The sequence below is a fragment of the Mycobacterium conspicuum genome, assembly GCF_010730195.1.
Taxonomy (GTDB): domain Bacteria; phylum Actinomycetota; class Actinomycetes; order Mycobacteriales; family Mycobacteriaceae; genus Mycobacterium; species Mycobacterium conspicuum.
In genome coordinates, this window is the sequence record NZ_AP022613.1 from 3,021,053 (window position 1) to 3,036,378 (window position 15,326).

The 15,326-nt window shown below is 64.0% G+C and carries 15 protein-coding genes; 13 read left to right on the top strand and 2 right to left on the bottom strand.

Going from position 1 to position 15,326, the window contains the following annotated elements:
- Positions 1 to 9 precede the first annotated feature (9 nt).
- Positions 10 to 402 (bottom strand): nuclear transport factor 2 family protein, encoded by a 393-nt coding sequence (locus tag G6N66_RS14100; RefSeq protein WP_085236633.1) that lies wholly within the window; start codon positions 400 to 402, stop codon positions 10 to 12.
- A 228-nt stretch (positions 403 to 630) separates the two neighbouring features.
- On the opposite strand from G6N66_RS14100, the gene G6N66_RS14105 reads away from it, so the two are divergent.
- Both G6N66_RS14105 and G6N66_RS14110 read left to right on the top strand, forming a co-directional pair.
- Positions 631 to 1,050, top strand: a complete 420-nt coding sequence (locus G6N66_RS14105) for an SCP2 sterol-binding domain-containing protein (RefSeq protein WP_085236667.1) — start codon at positions 631 to 633, stop codon at positions 1,048 to 1,050.
- Complete coding sequence (locus G6N66_RS14110; RefSeq protein WP_085236632.1) at positions 1,047 to 2,585, top strand: aldehyde dehydrogenase family protein; 1,539 nt, start codon at positions 1,047 to 1,049, stop codon at positions 2,583 to 2,585. Before G6N66_RS14105 ends, G6N66_RS14110 begins: the two co-directional genes overlap by 4 nt.
- A gap of 3 nt (positions 2,586 to 2,588) precedes the next feature.
- Here the strand turns inward: G6N66_RS14110 and G6N66_RS14115 are convergent, their stop codons facing one another.
- On the bottom strand, positions 2,589 to 3,776 hold the full coding sequence (locus G6N66_RS14115) for a LuxR C-terminal-related transcriptional regulator (protein ID WP_085236665.1): 1,188 nt from the start codon (positions 3,774 to 3,776) through the stop codon (positions 2,589 to 2,591).
- 125 nt (positions 3,777 to 3,901) lie between these two features.
- Here G6N66_RS14115 and G6N66_RS14120 point away from each other — a divergent pair, with 125 nt between their 5' ends.
- The 11 genes from G6N66_RS14120 to G6N66_RS14170 all read left to right on the top strand — a co-directional run bounded on the left by G6N66_RS14120 (position 3,902) and on the right by G6N66_RS14170 (position 15,293).
- Positions 3,902 to 5,161: a cytochrome P450 gene (locus tag G6N66_RS14120; protein WP_085236630.1), complete on the top strand. Its 1,260-nt coding sequence runs from the start codon at positions 3,902 to 3,904 to the stop codon at positions 5,159 to 5,161.
- Complete coding sequence (locus G6N66_RS14125) at positions 5,158 to 5,568, top strand: nuclear transport factor 2 family protein (protein WP_085236628.1); 411 nt, start codon at positions 5,158 to 5,160, stop codon at positions 5,566 to 5,568. Before G6N66_RS14120 ends, G6N66_RS14125 begins: the two co-directional genes overlap by 4 nt.
- On the top strand, positions 5,565 to 5,771 hold the full coding sequence (locus G6N66_RS14130) for a ferredoxin (RefSeq protein WP_085236627.1): 207 nt from the start codon (positions 5,565 to 5,567) through the stop codon (positions 5,769 to 5,771). The genes G6N66_RS14125 and G6N66_RS14130 overlap by 4 nt, the downstream gene beginning before the upstream one ends.
- Positions 5,772 to 6,038: 267 nt before the next feature.
- On the top strand, positions 6,039 to 6,824 hold the full coding sequence (locus G6N66_RS14135; protein ID WP_085236625.1) for an MlaE family ABC transporter permease: 786 nt from the start codon (positions 6,039 to 6,041) through the stop codon (positions 6,822 to 6,824).
- Positions 6,825 to 6,833: 9 nt separating this feature from the next.
- Complete coding sequence (locus tag G6N66_RS14140) at positions 6,834 to 7,649, top strand: ABC transporter permease (RefSeq protein ID WP_085236624.1); 816 nt, start codon at positions 6,834 to 6,836, stop codon at positions 7,647 to 7,649.
- A 5-nt stretch (positions 7,650 to 7,654) separates the two neighbouring features.
- Positions 7,655 to 9,040, top strand: coding sequence for an MCE family protein (locus tag G6N66_RS14145; RefSeq protein ID WP_085236622.1), 1,386 nt, complete (start codon positions 7,655 to 7,657; stop codon positions 9,038 to 9,040).
- Positions 9,041 to 9,080: 40 nt separating this feature from the next.
- Entirely contained in the window at positions 9,081 to 10,109 is a 1,029-nt protein-coding gene (locus tag G6N66_RS14150) for a virulence factor Mce family protein (RefSeq protein ID WP_085236620.1), read from the top strand.
- Positions 10,106 to 11,422: a virulence factor Mce family protein gene (locus G6N66_RS14155; protein WP_163645843.1), complete on the top strand. Its 1,317-nt coding sequence runs from the start codon at positions 10,106 to 10,108 to the stop codon at positions 11,420 to 11,422. The genes G6N66_RS14150 and G6N66_RS14155 overlap by 4 nt, the downstream gene beginning before the upstream one ends.
- Positions 11,419 to 12,705 carry a virulence factor Mce family protein gene (locus tag G6N66_RS14160; RefSeq protein WP_085236618.1) on the top strand — a complete coding sequence of 429 codons (1,287 nt, stop codon included), beginning with the start codon at positions 11,419 to 11,421 and terminating at the stop codon, positions 12,703 to 12,705. The genes G6N66_RS14155 and G6N66_RS14160 overlap by 4 nt, the downstream gene beginning before the upstream one ends.
- A 5-nt stretch (positions 12,706 to 12,710) precedes the next feature.
- Positions 12,711 to 13,844 (top strand): virulence factor Mce family protein, encoded by a 1,134-nt coding sequence (locus tag G6N66_RS14165; protein WP_372515708.1) that lies wholly within the window; start codon positions 12,711 to 12,713, stop codon positions 13,842 to 13,844.
- Positions 13,845 to 15,293: an MCE family protein gene (locus G6N66_RS14170; protein ID WP_085236616.1), complete on the top strand. Its 1,449-nt coding sequence runs from the start codon at positions 13,845 to 13,847 to the stop codon at positions 15,291 to 15,293. It abuts the gene before it with no gap.
- The last annotated feature ends 33 nt before the right edge of the window (positions 15,294 to 15,326 follow it).

Sequence of the window (15,326 nt, forward strand, 5' to 3'; positions counted from 1 at the left end):
AAGCATCGCCTACAGTTTCATCCCGCTCTGGCCCTCGAAGTCCGCAAGGTCAAAGTAGTCGCTGAAGCGCGCAATCTTGCCGTTTTTGATCTCGAACACGCCGGTCACCGGCAGCACCACTTTGCGGCCGTCGTTCATGGTGAAGTAGTCGACGCGCTCCACGAGCACACGGCCGGGCTCAGCGGCCAGGGTGACGATGTCGAGTCTGGCATCGGCGAATACGTCGAGAAATCCCTGAAACATCGCGCGGATTCCTGCGATGCCCTCGATCGGCTCGACCGGCACGTTGTGGTAGATCGCGTCGTCGGCAAAGCCGCTGCAGATCGTGTCGAGGCTGCGCGCTTGCCAGGACCCGAGAAAGTCGCGGACGAGCTGCTCGCTGGCTTCCTTGGTATCGGTCATCCGGCTGGCTCCTCACGCATCGTCGAACTATCAAAATACATCACTGGTACATCAATGCACTATCACGTCGCTATTTATCGATTACGCCGGTATCGAACAATGGTATCAGTGATTGACATATTGGCATCCTCGCGACTGTTCCGGAACGACGAATCTCTCCTTCGGGGCATCAAGACTTCCCTTTCGGGGTCTGACCACGGGGTCGCCGCGGTGATTGCATTGCCCATCATGAGCTTCTTCAAAGACGGCAGCGAGATCGACAAGTACATCGGCGGCGTCTTCCGCGAGGCCGGAAACCACCCCCGGTCGGGACCCAAATTCCGGGCCGCCAACATCGTCATGCGAGTGATCTACACCGATCCCGACTTTGAACTCACCGTGGCATTGCGCGAAGACTTTCAAGTCGCCTGCGGCCCAACTGATCTCAAACCGGACGTCACCATGACAATGCCTGCCGACGTTGCCGACCAATTCTGGCGCGGCGACTACAACCTCACCATCGGCCTAGCCAAGGGTCAGGTCAAAGCCAAGGGTCCAATCGGCAAGATCTTGCGACTCATTCCGCTGACCAAGCCCTTGTTCCCGATGTACCGGGCCCAGATCGCCGAAAAGGACCGAGGGGTCGCCCGCGAAGGGGGGCCCCGATGACCGCGCTGGCTGTCCCGCATCATCGGATGCTGATCGGCGGCGAGCGCATCGATTCCAAGCGGCGGATGACCATCATCGACCCGAGCGACGAGACAGTGGTCGCCACCGTCGCTCAAGGAGATGCCGCCCACGTCGATGCGGCGGTTGCGGCCGCCAAGGCCGCCTTCGAGCGAGGCGGGTGGTCACGGGCAACACCGCGGGATCGCGCTGCAGTGATGCGCCGGATCGCGGCCGCGGCTCATCACGCCAGCGATGCGCTGATCGAATTGGAAATGGCGTGCAACGGCGCCACCATCCGGTTGGCCACCGGGTTCCATATCGGCTATGCCCTGGCTCATTTCAGCTATTTCGCCGACCTTGCCGAAAGTTATGCGTGGCATCGGCCGGCCTCGGTCGAGACCTTCCCGGTGCTCAGTCAAAGCGTCGTACACCGCGAGCCGATCGGTGTCGTCGGCGCGATCACGCCGTGGAATTTCCCCCTGTTGCTGACCATTTGGAAGATTGGCCCGGCGCTGGCCGCGGGCAACAGCGTCGTCGTCAAACCCGACGAACACACCCCACTGTCGATACTCGAATTCGCCCGCATTGCCGAAGACAGCGGCTTACCGCCCGGCGTCCTCAACGTCGTACCGGGCGACGGGGCTGATGCCGGAGCCCGGCTGGCTTCGCATCCCGACGTCGGCAAGATTGCGTTCACCGGCTCCACCGCGGTTGGGCGGGAAATCATGCGGCTGGCATCGGGCACGGTCAAGCAGGTGACGCTAGAGCTCGGCGGCAAGGGCCCTTCGATCGTCCTCGACGACGCCGACCTCGACTTGGCAACCGACGGAGTGCTCTACGGATGCTTCGCCTACTCGGGTCAGATTTGCGAATCCGGCACTCGCGCACTGGTTCCCGCAGCGCTACACGACGAGTTCGTCGACCGCCTCGTCGAGCGTGCGAAGACCATCGTCGCTGGCCCAACCCGCGACTGGGACACCGACCTGGGTCCCGTGATCGACGCCGCGCAGCGCACCCGCATCCTCGGCTACATCGAAGAAGCGCGCAACGCCGGCGCCACCGTCGTCCTCGGTGGCCAGGCAATCACGGGCGGCATGTTTGACAAGGGATTCTGGGTGGCGCCAACGATTCTCCGCGGCGTGACCAACGACATGACGGTCGCGCGCGAAGAGGTCTTCGGCCCTGTTCTCGTCGTCATCCCCTACGACGGCGACGAAGCAGCCATCGCGATCGCCAACGACAGTGACTACGGTCTGGCGGCGAGCATCTGGACGTCCGACAACGCCAGGGGACTGGCGCTGGCCGAACGAATTCAGGCCGGCAGCGTGTGGATCAACGATGCGCACCAAATCAATTGCCGGCTGCCCTTCGGCGGTTACAAACAAAGCGGAATCGGGCGCGAACTCGGCCCCGACGCGCTCGATGCTTACACCGAGGTCAAGACGATACATCTGGACCTCGCCGGCGGACGCGAGACCAAACCCTACGACGTCCTGCTCGGAAACAGCGACGCCATCGGCATTCCCCGGTCCTGAGCGTCAACCGGGTTCGGGCACACTGGCGAGCCGCACGTAGGCGGAGGCCGCTTCGGCGCGATTGGTCGCATGCAGCTTCCGAAGCACCCTCTTGACGTGAGACTTCACCGTCCCCGCCGAGATCACCAACTCATCGGCGATCTGTTGGTTGGTACGGCCAGCCGCCATCAGCCGAAGGACCTCGACCTCGCGGCGGGTCAGCATCGTAATCACCCGTGTCTGCACCTCGGCCAATGACCTTGCGGCGGGACCGCGTTCGACCGGCTCGATCTTGCGCAGATCCAGATCGGCGTCCTGCAGCGCGCGAACCGCCTCGTCTGCGGACGCCAGCGCGCGACGGACTTCGGCGTGTTGACGACGCATGCGCTCCAACAGAACCGTGCGCTCGTAGGCGTATCCGAATCCCTCGGCGAACGCCCAGACGGTGTCTCGGTCGATCTCGTCGACGATGCGGCCCGAGTAGAGCCGGTCGGCATGCAGGAATCCAATGACCTTGCCGGTCGGCATCACCGGCGCCGCCACGTAGGAGTGCGTCAATGAGAAATCGACAATTGGCCGGTTGACCCGCGGGTCGTTGAGAGCGTCGCGCACAATCGCGGGCGCGTGTCGGCGGATCATCTGCGTTTCGATCAACATGTGATCGAGCAGCGGCGCTACCGATTGGGCGAAGGCAACCATCTTCTCCGCGCCCTGCGTGTCGGCACCGAAATAGGCTGACTCCATGACCATCCGGCCCTCGTGGACACGAAAGAGCACGGCGCGATCGAATCCACACGACTCGACCAGCTCGCGCGGCGCCCGGTCAACGATCGTCGCGACATCGTCCACGACCCGTAGCTTGCTCAAGGCTTCCTGCACAGCCAACAGTGCGAAGGTGCGCCGCTTTGCGCCGTCTTCGATCAGCTCCCGTTCCAGAGAGCACAAATCCAGCATCGCGTCGAGCGCGTTTGCGGCGTCCTCATCACCGCGCGCCTCCAGCGCAGTGCGTACCACATTCGCCTTGGTGTCGATGGACTCGGCCACGACCGCCAACGGATCATCGGTGGGATCGATTCCGCAGTCCTGAAACGCGTCTCGGTAGCGGCGTGCAGCATCGCTTTCCCTGACCGGACGAGACGCCCAACCGGGGTGGTCACCGTCGGCCAGGGTGCCAAGTGAAACCGGATCGGGCACTTCGCTGACGGGAATCATGATGCTCACTTTCCTCCCGGAACCGGGCCGCGGGGGCCGAAAACCGAAATTCCTCTCCTACGGGGGTAAGAGTGCTCCCCAACGGGGGATCGATTTGCCGGCGTTGGCGGCAGAGGCTGATCAGCATGTCAGCAGAGACCCTCAAGACAAGCGAGGCAGGAACCGTGGCGGCCGTCGAACTTCTGACCACACCGCAGGGCATCGCCAATCCGTATCCGTTGTATGACGAGCTCAGGAGCCTCTCACCCGTTGCGGGGTACCGGGATTGGCCGCCCGGTACCGTGCCCGGCGCCGACGAGCCGGTCGCCGCATGGGCGCTCTTCCGCTATGACCAGGTGTTCGAGGCCGCCAAGGACAGCACCACATTCTCGTCACGTGATCCGCTGCAAGAGGCCTCGTCGGCGCCGAGCCTGATGCTGGTCAACACCGATCCGCCCAAGCACGAGGTGGAACGAAAGCTGGTCAGCCAAGCGTTTTCCCCGCGCCGCGTTAAGCGGCTGGAGGGCTGGCTGAACGAACTGATCCCGCATCTGCTCGACGACCTCGGCACCGGAGAAGTCGACGTGATGGAGTTCGCAGCCGAGATCCCGACCCGGGCCATGGTTCGGCTGCTGGGATTGCCCGACGGCGACCATGTGCGTTTCCGGCGGTGGGCCAACGCGTTCATGTTGTCGTCGTCGCTGACCCCCGAAGAACGAATCGCAAGCAACGAAGAAATGGTCGCGACGTTCGCTACTCGGCTCGCCGAGCACACCGCCCGGCTGGCCGAGCGCCCGGCGGGTGAGGACGTCGAGGATGCCGAGGACCTCATTTCGGCGTTATTGCGCGCCGAGGTTGACGGACAACGGCTCACTCCCGAAGAGATCGTTCGGTTCTGCGTCACGCTGGTGGTCGCGGGTAGCGAGACTACGACCTTCCTGATCGGCAACCTGCTGCACGCACTGGCGCGAGAGCCCAAGGTCCAGGCGCGCATTCGCGCCGACCGGACGCTGCTGAACATCTTCGTCGAAGAGACGCTTCGGCTCGACGGGCCTCCGCAGCGCCTGTTTCGCATCGCCACCCGTGACGTCGAGATCGACGGCAAGCTCATCCGTAAAGGCGAGTGGGTGGCGCTGTTCTTCGGCTCGGCCAATCGCGACCCTGCGGTGTTCCCCGACCCCGGGCGAATCGATATCGACCGCCCCAACATTCGCCAGCAGCTGTCGCTGGGTCACGGCCTGCACTTCTGCCTCGGTGCGTCGCTGGCCCGCTTGGAGGTCATGGCGGTGCTCAACGCCGTGCTCGATCGCTACCAAACGATCGCACTGACCGACGACCCCGGCACCAAGCAGACCGCCAGCCTGCTCACACATGCGTATGTCCGTCTGCCGCTTCGTCTCTCATGACCGCCCTTGGCAACGTGTCGCGCAACATCGAGGCGACCAAGACCATCTACGCCGCCGTCCCGGCCGGCGACCTTGACACCGCCGTCGCCCACCTCGATCCAGAGGTGCGAATCACCTATTACGGGACCGAAACCATCCCTTACGCAGGGGATTACCGGGGCATCGAGGAAGCGATGACGTTCTTCGGCAGGGTCGGCCAGACGATCGAGATCCTCGAGATGGAACCGTGGAAGTTCATCGCCCAAGGTGACGACCTCGCCACCTGGGGCCGGCAGCGGTTCCGCCGACTCGCCACCGGCCACGAATGGGAATCGGAGTTCGCGCATATCATCACGCTGCGCGAGGGCCGCTGGTTACACTTCCGCGACTTCATGAATTCGGCTCTCACCCTGCAGGCCTTCTCATGAAAGTCGCAGCGCACCGAACGATCTGCATGGCCGCCGGAATGTGTGTGATGACCGCAGATGCGTTCTTCGACCAGGACGACGACGGCATCGTGCTGCTGGCTTCCGATGAGGTGCCGACCGACCCCGACACCGACCTGGAGCGCAGGGTGCGCAACGCGGTCAAGCTGTGTCCATCGGGGGCGTTGCGCTTGGTATCGGAGTGATCCGATGCGACTCCGCCGGGCCAACCCGACAGGGCGCCGACCAGTCGATCGCACGATATCAACAAAAGACATCACCACATATATATGGCTTATTTCTACGGATTTTACCGACTTTCTCTTTGGTCATCTGCGTATCGTCTATGGACATGATGGGCTTGCGCCGCGTACCCTCACGGATGTCAGTCGTCCACTTCAACCCGCCCGGGGGGCCAGCGTGAGCAAGTCCACCCGACGACACGGCGTCGACCGTCGCTGGAAAGCGGCGCCATGCTGATCGCGATCGACGGAGCGGCCAATCCGGCCTTGCGGCCGGTGCGCGCGATGGGCGACTTCTTCGCGATGACGCTGGACACGTTCGTGGCGATGTTCAGGCCACCTTTCGCGTGGCGTGAATACCTCTTTCAGTGCTGGTTCGTGGCGCGGGTGTCGACACTGCCAGGGGTGTTGATGACGATCCCGTGGGCGGTGATTTCCGGATTCCTCTTCAACGTGTTGCTGACCGACATCGGCGCCGCGGATTTTTCCGGCACCGGTTGCGCAATCTTCACCGTGGACCAGAGCGCCCCGATAGTCACGGTTTTGGTGGTCGCGGGCGCGGGCGCCACCGCCATGTGCGCCGATCTCGGTGCGCGCACCATCCGCGAGGAACTCGATGCGCTTCGGGTGATGGGCATCAACCCGCTTCAAGCGCTGGCGGTGCCAAGGGTGCTCGCGGCCACCACGGTCTCGCTGGCGTTGAGTTCGGTGGTGACCGCGACGGGTCTTATCGGCGCATTCTTTTGCTCGGTATTTCTCATGCACGTCTCGGCGGGTGCGTGGGTGACAGGTCTCACCACGCTTACCCACACCATCGACGTCATCATCTCGATGATCAAGGCGACGTTGTTCGGGCTGATGGCAGGACTCATCGCGTGCTACAAGGGCATGTCGGTGGGGGGTGGCCCGGCCGGCGTCGGCAGAGCGGTGAATGAAACCGTCGTCTTTGCCTTCATCGTCTTGTTCGTCATCAACATCATCGTCACCGCGGTCGGTATGCCGCTCATGGTGTCTTGAGGTGAGGCCATGGCGGTGACGAATCCCATTGTGGGCGAATGGAATCAGATCGGATCGCAGATGCGGTTCTACATCACCACCCTGGCCGGGATCCCCGACGCGGTCATGCACTATCGCAGCGAGCTGATGCGGGTCATCGCCCAAATGGGGTTGGGGGTCGGGACCCTTGCGGTGATCGGCGGAACGGTCGTCATCGTCGGGTTCTTGGCGATGACCACCGGCGCGATCGTGGCGGTGCAGGGCTACAACCAGTTCGCTTCGGTTGGCGTGGAGGCGTTAACCGGTTTTGCGTCAGCCTTTTTCAACACCAGGGAAATTCAGCCGGGAACTGTCATGGTCGCGCTGGCGGCCACCGTCGGCGCCGGGGCCACCGCTCAGCTCGGCGCGATGCGCATCAACGAGGAGATCGACGCGCTGGAGGTGATCGGCATCCGCAGCGTCAGCTACCTGGCGAGCACCCGCGTGCTCGCGGGAGTGGTCGTTGCCGTCCCGCTGTTCTGCGTCGGGCTCATGACGGCCTATCTGGCCGCCCGCGTCGGCACCACGGCCGTCTACGGGCAGGGGACGGGAGTCTACGACCACTACTTCAACACGTTCCTCCGTCCGAGCGACGTGTTGTGGTCTTCGTTTGAAGTCATCGTGGTTGCGCTCATGATCATGCTCTTGTGCACCTATTACGGGTACACCGCGCGGGGCGGACCGGCCGGAGTCGGCGAGGCCGTTGGCCGGGCCGTGCGTGCCTCGATGGTCGTCGCGTCGATCGCGATCGTCATCATGACGCTCGCCATCTATGGTCAATCCCCAAACTTTCACCTGGCGAGCTAGTGGCAATGAGTCGCGGTCCTGGTACACACCGTCTGCACGACGGGTGGTGGGCGCTGCTGCTGTTCGTGCTGATCGGTGTGGTCGTCCTCGTGACGTCGGCGTCCTTCAGCGGCACCTTCCGGTCGTACGTGCCAGTGACGCTGACCTCCGATCGTTCCGGACTGGTGATGGACACCGGCGCCAAGGTCATGATGCGCGGTGTGCAGGTTGGCCGGGTGAGCCGGATCGCCGACGACACCAGTGGGGCCAGCCTCGAGCTCGACATCGACCCCGATCAGATTCGGTATATCCCGGCCAACGTGGAAGCGCGGATCAGTGCCACCACTGCCTTCGGAGCGAAGTTCGTCGACCTGGTGATACCGCCGAACCCCAGTCGCGCTCGGCTGTCCGCCGGGGCGGCGTTGCATTCGAAGAACGTCAGCACCGAGATCAACACGGTCTTCGAAAATGTCGTGGACATTCTCAACATGGTCGATCCGCTCAAACTGAACGCGGTGCTGACCGCGGTGGCCGACGCCGTGCGCGGACAGGGTCAACGGATGGGCGAGGCCACCACCGACCTCAACCAGGTGCTGACCGCACTCAACGCGCGCAGCGAAACCATCCACCAGGATTGGCGATCGCTGAAGCGCTTCAACGACACCTATAGCGCGGCCGCCCAGGACATCCTCAAGATCCTCAACGCCGCCAGCACCACCGGTGCGACCGTCGTGAATCATTCGGCGAAGCTGGATACGTTGCTGCTCAACGTAATTGGCTTGGCAAACAGCGGGTCGAACCTGCTCGGGTACAGCAGGGACAATCTCGTCGCATCGGTCAACGTCCTCGAACCGACCACCAACCTGCTACGCAAGTACCAGCCGGAGTACACCTGCCTGCTGCAGGGCACCAAGTGGTATCTCGACAACGGCGGCTATGCCGCGTGGGGCGGTGCCGATCACCGGACGCTGCAGCTTGATGTCGCGCTCTTGTTGGGCAACGATCCCTATGTCTATCCGGACAACCTGCCGATCGTCGCGGCGAAGGGCGGTCCCGGTGGAAAGCCGGGCTGCGGATCTCTTCCGGATGCCACAAAGAACTTTCCGGTACGCGAACTCGTCACCAACACCGGTTGGGGAACCGGGCTCGACATCCGGCCCAATCCTGGCATTGGGCATCCATGCTGGGTGGATTACTTCCCGGTGACCCGCGCCACGCCCAAACCGCCTTCGGTTCGGGCCTGTATCCCCGGGCCGGCAATCGGACCCGACCCTGGGGGTCCGCCCTACGGCGCGGCACTGTACGGGGCCGGCGGGGTGCCGTTGTGGCCGGGGGTGCCTCCCGCCCTACCCGGCCCACCGCCGCCGCAAACGGGCCCGCCCCAACCGAATTCGGGTCCGCCGTCACCGTGATCCACCCCTGACCGCCAGCAAGTCACATAGGAGCAAGCCCATGCGGGAGAATTTGAGAGGCGTCGCGGCGCGCCTCGGCGTCTTCCTGACGGTCTGCCTGCTGACCACGTTCTTACTGGCTGCCGTTTTCGGTCAGGTTCGATTCGACCAAGGCAAGGGCTATTACGCCGAGTTCACCAACGTGTCGAACCTGCGAGAGGGCAAGTTGGTCCGGATCGCCGGGGTGGAGGTGGGCAAGGTCAAGACGATCTCTATCAATACCGACGCGACGGTGCGTGTCGAGTTCACCGCCGACAATTCGGTGACTCTCACCGAGGGTACCCGCGCGGTGATCCGCTACGACAACCTATTCGGCGATCGCTACCTGGCGCTCGAAGAAGGAGCCGGGGGGCTGAAAATACTGGCTCCAGGTCAAACGATTCCGTTGGCGCGCACCCAACCCGCGCTCGATCTGGATGCGCTGATCGGCGGGTTCAAGCCGCTGTTTCGCGCGCTCAACCCAGAACAGGTCAACGCGCTCAGTGAGCAACTGCTGCAGGCGTTTCAGGGACAGGGCCCCACGATCGGTTCGTTTCTAGAGCAGGCGGCGACGGTGACGAACACGTTGGCCGACCGCGACCAGCTGATCGGGCAGGTGGTCAACAACCTGAACGTGGTGCTGGGCTCGCTCGGCGGGCAAAGCGATCGCCTGGACAAGGCGGTGATGTCGCTGTCGCAGCTGATTCACGGTCTGGCAGAACGCAAAAGCGATATCTCCAACGCGGTGGCCTACACCAACGCCGCAGCCGGTTCCGTCGCCGACCTGTTGTCACAGGCCCGGGAGCCGTTCGCCAAAGTGGTTCGCGAGGCCGACCGGGTCGCCGGCATCGCCGTGGCCGACCATGACTATCTCGACAATCTGCTCAACACACTGCCGGACAAATACCGCGCGCTGCAGCGCCAAGGCATGTATGGCGATTTCTTCGCCTTCTACCTCTGCGACGTCGTGCTCAAGGTCAACGGCAAAGGCGGACAGCCGGTGTATATCAAGGTGGCCGGTCAGCCCTCGGGGCGGTGCACGCCGAAATGAAATCATTTGCCGAACGCAACCGCCTGGTCGTCGGGGCCGTCGGCATGGTGGCGGTCGCCGGACTTGTGGTGGGCGGCCTGCAATATCAGAAGCTGCCCTTCTTCGATCGGGGCAACGACGTCTCGGCCTATTTCGCCGACGCGGGCGGGTTGCGGGCCGACAACACCGTCGAGGTCTCCGGCTATCCGGTCGGAAAAGTCTCCAGCATAGAACTCGACGAGCGCGGGGTTCTGGTGAAGTTCAAGGTAAACAACAACATTCGGCTCGGAAGTCGCACCGAAGCGGCGATCAAGACCAAAGGCCTCCTGGGTAGCAAATTTCTCGATGTCACTCCGCGCGGGGAGGGTCAGCTCAAAGGCCCCATCCCGATCGATAGAACGATGTCGCCCTACCAACTGCCCGACGCCCTTGGCGACTTGGCCACCACGATCAGCGGGCTGAACACCAACCAGCTGTCCGACTCGCTGGGCACCCTGGCCCAAACCTTCGCCGATACACCGGCGGATTTCAGCAACGCGATAAGGGGAGTCGCCCGGCTCGCGCAAACACTCGATAGGCGCGACGCCCAACTGCGCAGCCTGCTCGACAACGCGGCTAAGGCGACCGGGGTTCTGGCCAAGCGCACCGACCAAATCGTCGGGCTGGTGCGCGACACCAACGCGCTGCTGGCGCAGCTGCGAACGCAAAGCGCCGCGCTGGATCAGATCTGGTCGAATATCTCGTCGGTGTCACGGCAGTTGCAAGGCTTCATCGCCGAGAACCGACAGCAGCTGAGGCCGGCGCTGGACAAGCTCAACGGCGTGCTGACGATCGTCGAAAACCGCAAAGAGCGTCTGCAGCAAGCTATCCCACTGCTCAACAACTACGTCATGTCGCTGGGCGAGTCTCTTTCGTCCGGCCCGTTCTTCAAGGCCTACGTGGTGAATCTGCTGCCCGGGCAGTTCGTCCAACCGTTCATCAGCGCCGCATTCTCCGACCTCGGATTGGACCCGGCCACATTGCTGCCGTCCCAACTCACCGACCCGCCGACCGGCCAGCCGGGCACCCCGGCGCTGCCGATGCCGTACCCGCGGACCGGTCAGGGCGGCGAGCCGCAGCTTAACCTGCCCGACTCGATCACCGGTAACCCCGGCGATCCGCGCTATCCCTATCGGCAACCCCCGCCGGCCCCGCCGCCCGGCGGCCCGCCGCCCGGACCACCCGCGCCACCGCCGCCCGGCCTGGCCTCAATACCAGAGCCCACACCTTCGCCGGTGTATGTGCCGGCCCCCGGTGAAGTTGCGCCCACGCGGCAGCCCGGAGGCCATCCGTGACAAGGACGCTGCGACGTGCCCGCTCCGTATTGGCAACCACCCTCGCCTTGGTGCTCGGGGCGGGCGTACTCGTCGCGATGCGAACCGCGGGGGAGGCCGCCCGAACAACCGTGGTCGCCTACTTCGACAACAGCAACGGCGTTTTCGCCGGCGACGACGTCCTCATCAGGGGCGTACCGGTAGGCAAAATCCTCGCTATTGAACCGCAACCGCTGCGATCCAAGATTTCGTTCTGGATCGACCGTAAATACAAGGTTCCCGCTAACGCCAAGGCCGCGATCCTGTCACCCCAACTTGTGACGGGCCGCGCCATCCAGCTGACGCCGCCCTACAGCGGCGGAGCCACCATGAGCGACGGCGCGATCATCCCGCAGGACCACACCGCGGTCCCCGTCGAATGGGATGACCTGCGGACACAACTGCAGCGACTTACCGAATTGCTGAAGCCCACCCAACCGGGCGGCATCAGCACACTGGGTGCGTTGATCAACACGGCCGCCGACAACCTCCGCGGGCAAGGACCGACGATCCGCAACACCATAATCAAACTGTCACAGACGATCTCGGCGCTCGGCGACCACAGCAACGACATCTTCAGCACGGTGAAGAACCTCTCGACGCTGGTGACGGCACTACATGACAGCGCAGATCTGCTCGAGCAGCTCAACCACAATCTGGCCGCCGTGTCGGCGGTGCTTGCCGACGACCCGAACAAGGTCGCTCAGGCGGCCGAAGCCGTCAACGCGGTCGTGGCCGATGTCCAGAGCTTCGCCGCCGACCACAGGGAGGCGATCGGCGCCGCGTCCGACAAGCTCACGTCGATCACCAAGGTGCTGGTCGACAGCCTCGACGACATCAAGCAGACGCTGCACATCGGCCCCACCGTGTTGCAGAACTTCAACAACATCTTCGAACCGGCCAACGGTTCGCTGACCGGCGCGCTTGCCGGCACCAACATGAACAACCCAATCGCCTTCCTGTGCGGGGCAATTCAGGCCGCCTCCCGCCTGGGCGGCGAACAAGCGGCGAAGCTCTGCGTGCAATACCTGGCACCGATTGTCAAGAACCGCCAATACAACTTCCCCCCACTGGGCGAGAACCTCTTCGTCGGAGCGCAAGCCAGGCCCAACGAGGTCACCTACAGCGAGGACTGGATGCGACCCGACTTCGTGCCGCCCGCGGATTCCCCGGCGGGTCCGCCCGCACCCGCAAGCGCGCCGGTAACTACGGACCCCGCAGCCGGCCTACGCGGCATCATGATGCCGCCGGGAGGCGGCTCGTGAGGAGCGTGCTGCTGATCGTGGTGACGATCGTTGGCGTGGCGGGGATCTCGGGCTGCGGATGGCGGGGGCTGAATTCCCTGCCCCTGCCGGGCACGCAGGGCAACGGGCCCGGCTCGTATCTGATCCAGGCGCAGATGCCCGACGTCAACAACATCCAGCCGAATTCGCGGGTGCGCGTTGCCGACGTCACGGTCGGCCACGTGACGAAGATCGAACGTCAGGGCTGGCACGCGCTGGTGACCATGCGGCTCAACGGCAACGTCAACCTGCCCGCCAACGCGAGCGCCAAGATCGGCACCACCAGCCTGCTGGGCTCCTACCACATCGAGCTAGCGCCGCCGAAAGGCGAAGCGCCGCAAGGCAAGCTGCGCGACGGTTCGCTCATTCCGCTGTCGCGCGGCGGCGCCTACCCAAGCACCGAACAGACACTCGCGGCGCTGTCGTTGGTGCTCAACGGCGGTGGACTGGGCCAGATACAAGACATCACCGAGGCGTTGAGCACCGCGTTTCGGGGCCGCGAGCAAGACCTGCGCAGCCTGATCACGCAGCTCGACAAGTTCACCGCGTCACTCAACAACCAACAGGATGACATCATCGCGGCCGCCGACAGCCTGAACCGCCTCGTCGAAAAGTTCGCCACCCAGCAACCCATCCTCGATCGAGCACTGGCCACCGTGCCCGACGCGCTCGCGGTGCTCAACGAGCAGCGGCACAACCTCGTCGAGGCGGCCGACCAACTGAGCAAGTTCAGCGCGCTGACCGCGGACTCAATCAACAAGACCAAACAGAACCTGGTCAGCGAACTCAACCAAATCGGACCGGTGCTCGAGTCGCTCGCCAACGCCGGTCCCGCCCTGACGCGCTCACTGTCGCTGCTGGCCACATTCCCGTTTCCGAACGAGACGTTCGAAAATTTCCAACGCGGCGACTATGCCAATCTGACCGCGATCGTCGACCTCACGCTCAGCCGAATCGATCAGGGCCTGTTCACCGGCACCCGGTGGGAGTGCCATCTGACCCAGCTCGAATTGCAGTGGGGCCGCACCATCGGCCAGTTCCCGAGCCCGTGCACGGCAGGGTACCGCGGCACCCCGGGCAATCCGCTGACCGTGCCCTACCACTGGGACCAGGGGCACTAGATGAATATCGGGCGACGAGTGATCATCCAACTCACCATCTTCGCTGTGATCGCGGTTGGCGTGCTGGCCCTCACGTTTCTGCACTTCGTGAAGCTCCCGGCCATGCTGTTCGGAGTCGGCCGCTACACCGTGACGATGCAGCTGCCGCAAAGCGGCGGCCTGTACAGCACAGGCAACGTCACCTATCGCGGCTTCGAGGTGGGCCGGGTGGAATCGGTGCGCCTCACCGACACCGGCGTCGAAGCCGTGCTGTCACTGAAGTCAGGCATTCAAATCCCGGCGGACCTCAAGGCCGAGGTGCACAGCCAAACGGCGATCGGCGAAACGTACGTAGAGTTGTTGCCGCGCAACCCCGCAGCGCCACCGCTGAAGGACGGCGATGTCATCCCGCTCGCCGACACCTCGGTGCCGCCCGACATCAACACCCTGCTCGGTGCCACCAACACGGCTTTGGCGGCAATACCTCACGACAACCTGAAGACCGTGATCGACGAGTCCTACACCGCGGTGGGCGGGCTCGGCCCCGAGCTTTCACGGCTGATCATGGGTTCGTCCAACCTCGCGATCGACGCCCGCAAGAACCTCGACCCACTGGTCGCGCTGATCGACCAAGCACAACCGGTACTCGATTCGCAGAGTCAGACGTCGGATGCCATTGCCGGGTGGGCATCACACCTGTCCACGGTCACCGCGGAGTTGCGGACCCACGACGAGGCCCTCGCTGGAGTCATCGACGGGGGCGGCCCGGCGCTGGGCGAGGCAACCAAACTCGTCGACCGGTTACAATCCACTTTGCCGATCCTGCTGGCCAACCTCGCCAGCGTCGGTCAAGTCGCGCTCACCTACCAGGGCGACATCGAGCAGTTGCTGGTGGCGTTCCCGATGGCCATCAACGCCGAGCAGGCCGGCATCCTCGCCAATGTCAACACCAAGCAGGCATACCGCGGTCAGTATCTGAGCTTTAACCTCAACCTCAACCTGCCGCCGCCGTGCACCACCGGGTTCCTGCCGGCCCAACAGCAGCGCGTCGCCACCTTTGAGGACCACCCGAACCGCCCGGCCGGCAACTTGTACTGCAGGGTGCCTCAGGACTCGCAGCTCAACGTGCGCGGCGCGCGCAACATTCCCTGCGAAACCGTGCCCGGCAAGCGCGCGCCCACCGTGAAGCTGTGTGAAAGCGCCGAACAGTACGTGCCGCTCAACGACGGCTACAACTGGAAGGGCGACCCCAACGCCACACTGTCCGGGCAAGGCATCCCGCAGTTGCCGCCCGGATCAGCACCATCCGCAGCGGCAGCGCCGCCGCTGCCCATTGCCGCGGCCGAATACGACCCCGCTACCGGCACCTACATCGGACCCGACGGCCATCAGTACACCCGATCCGACCTGGCCCAAACCGCGCCGAAAGACAAGACATGGCAAACAATGCTGCTGCCGCCGGGCGGCTGACCACGGCCCACGGGACCACCAAGCACGATGGAG

Coding starts and splice junctions, on each gene's coding strand:
- G6N66_RS14100 (WP_085236633.1), bottom strand. CDS start 402: ATGACCGATACCAAGGAAGCCAGCGAGCAGCTCGTCCGCGACTTTCTC.
- G6N66_RS14105 (WP_085236667.1), top strand. CDS start 631: ATGAGCTTCTTCAAAGACGGCAGCGAGATCGACAAGTACATCGGCGGC.
- G6N66_RS14110 (WP_085236632.1), top strand. CDS start 1,047: ATGACCGCGCTGGCTGTCCCGCATCATCGGATGCTGATCGGCGGCGAG.
- G6N66_RS14115 (WP_085236665.1), bottom strand. CDS start 3,776: ATGATTCCCGTCAGCGAAGTGCCCGATCCGGTTTCACTTGGCACCCTG.
- G6N66_RS14120 (WP_085236630.1), top strand. CDS start 3,902: ATGTCAGCAGAGACCCTCAAGACAAGCGAGGCAGGAACCGTGGCGGCC.
- G6N66_RS14125 (WP_085236628.1), top strand. CDS start 5,158: ATGACCGCCCTTGGCAACGTGTCGCGCAACATCGAGGCGACCAAGACC.
- G6N66_RS14130 (WP_085236627.1), top strand. CDS start 5,565: ATGAAAGTCGCAGCGCACCGAACGATCTGCATGGCCGCCGGAATGTGT.
- G6N66_RS14135 (WP_085236625.1), top strand. CDS start 6,039: ATGCTGATCGCGATCGACGGAGCGGCCAATCCGGCCTTGCGGCCGGTG.
- G6N66_RS14140 (WP_085236624.1), top strand. CDS start 6,834: ATGGCGGTGACGAATCCCATTGTGGGCGAATGGAATCAGATCGGATCG.
- G6N66_RS14145 (WP_085236622.1), top strand. CDS start 7,655: ATGAGTCGCGGTCCTGGTACACACCGTCTGCACGACGGGTGGTGGGCG.
- G6N66_RS14150 (WP_085236620.1), top strand. CDS start 9,081: ATGCGGGAGAATTTGAGAGGCGTCGCGGCGCGCCTCGGCGTCTTCCTG.
- G6N66_RS14155 (WP_163645843.1), top strand. CDS start 10,106: ATGAAATCATTTGCCGAACGCAACCGCCTGGTCGTCGGGGCCGTCGGC.
- G6N66_RS14170 (WP_085236616.1), top strand. CDS start 13,845: ATGAATATCGGGCGACGAGTGATCATCCAACTCACCATCTTCGCTGTG.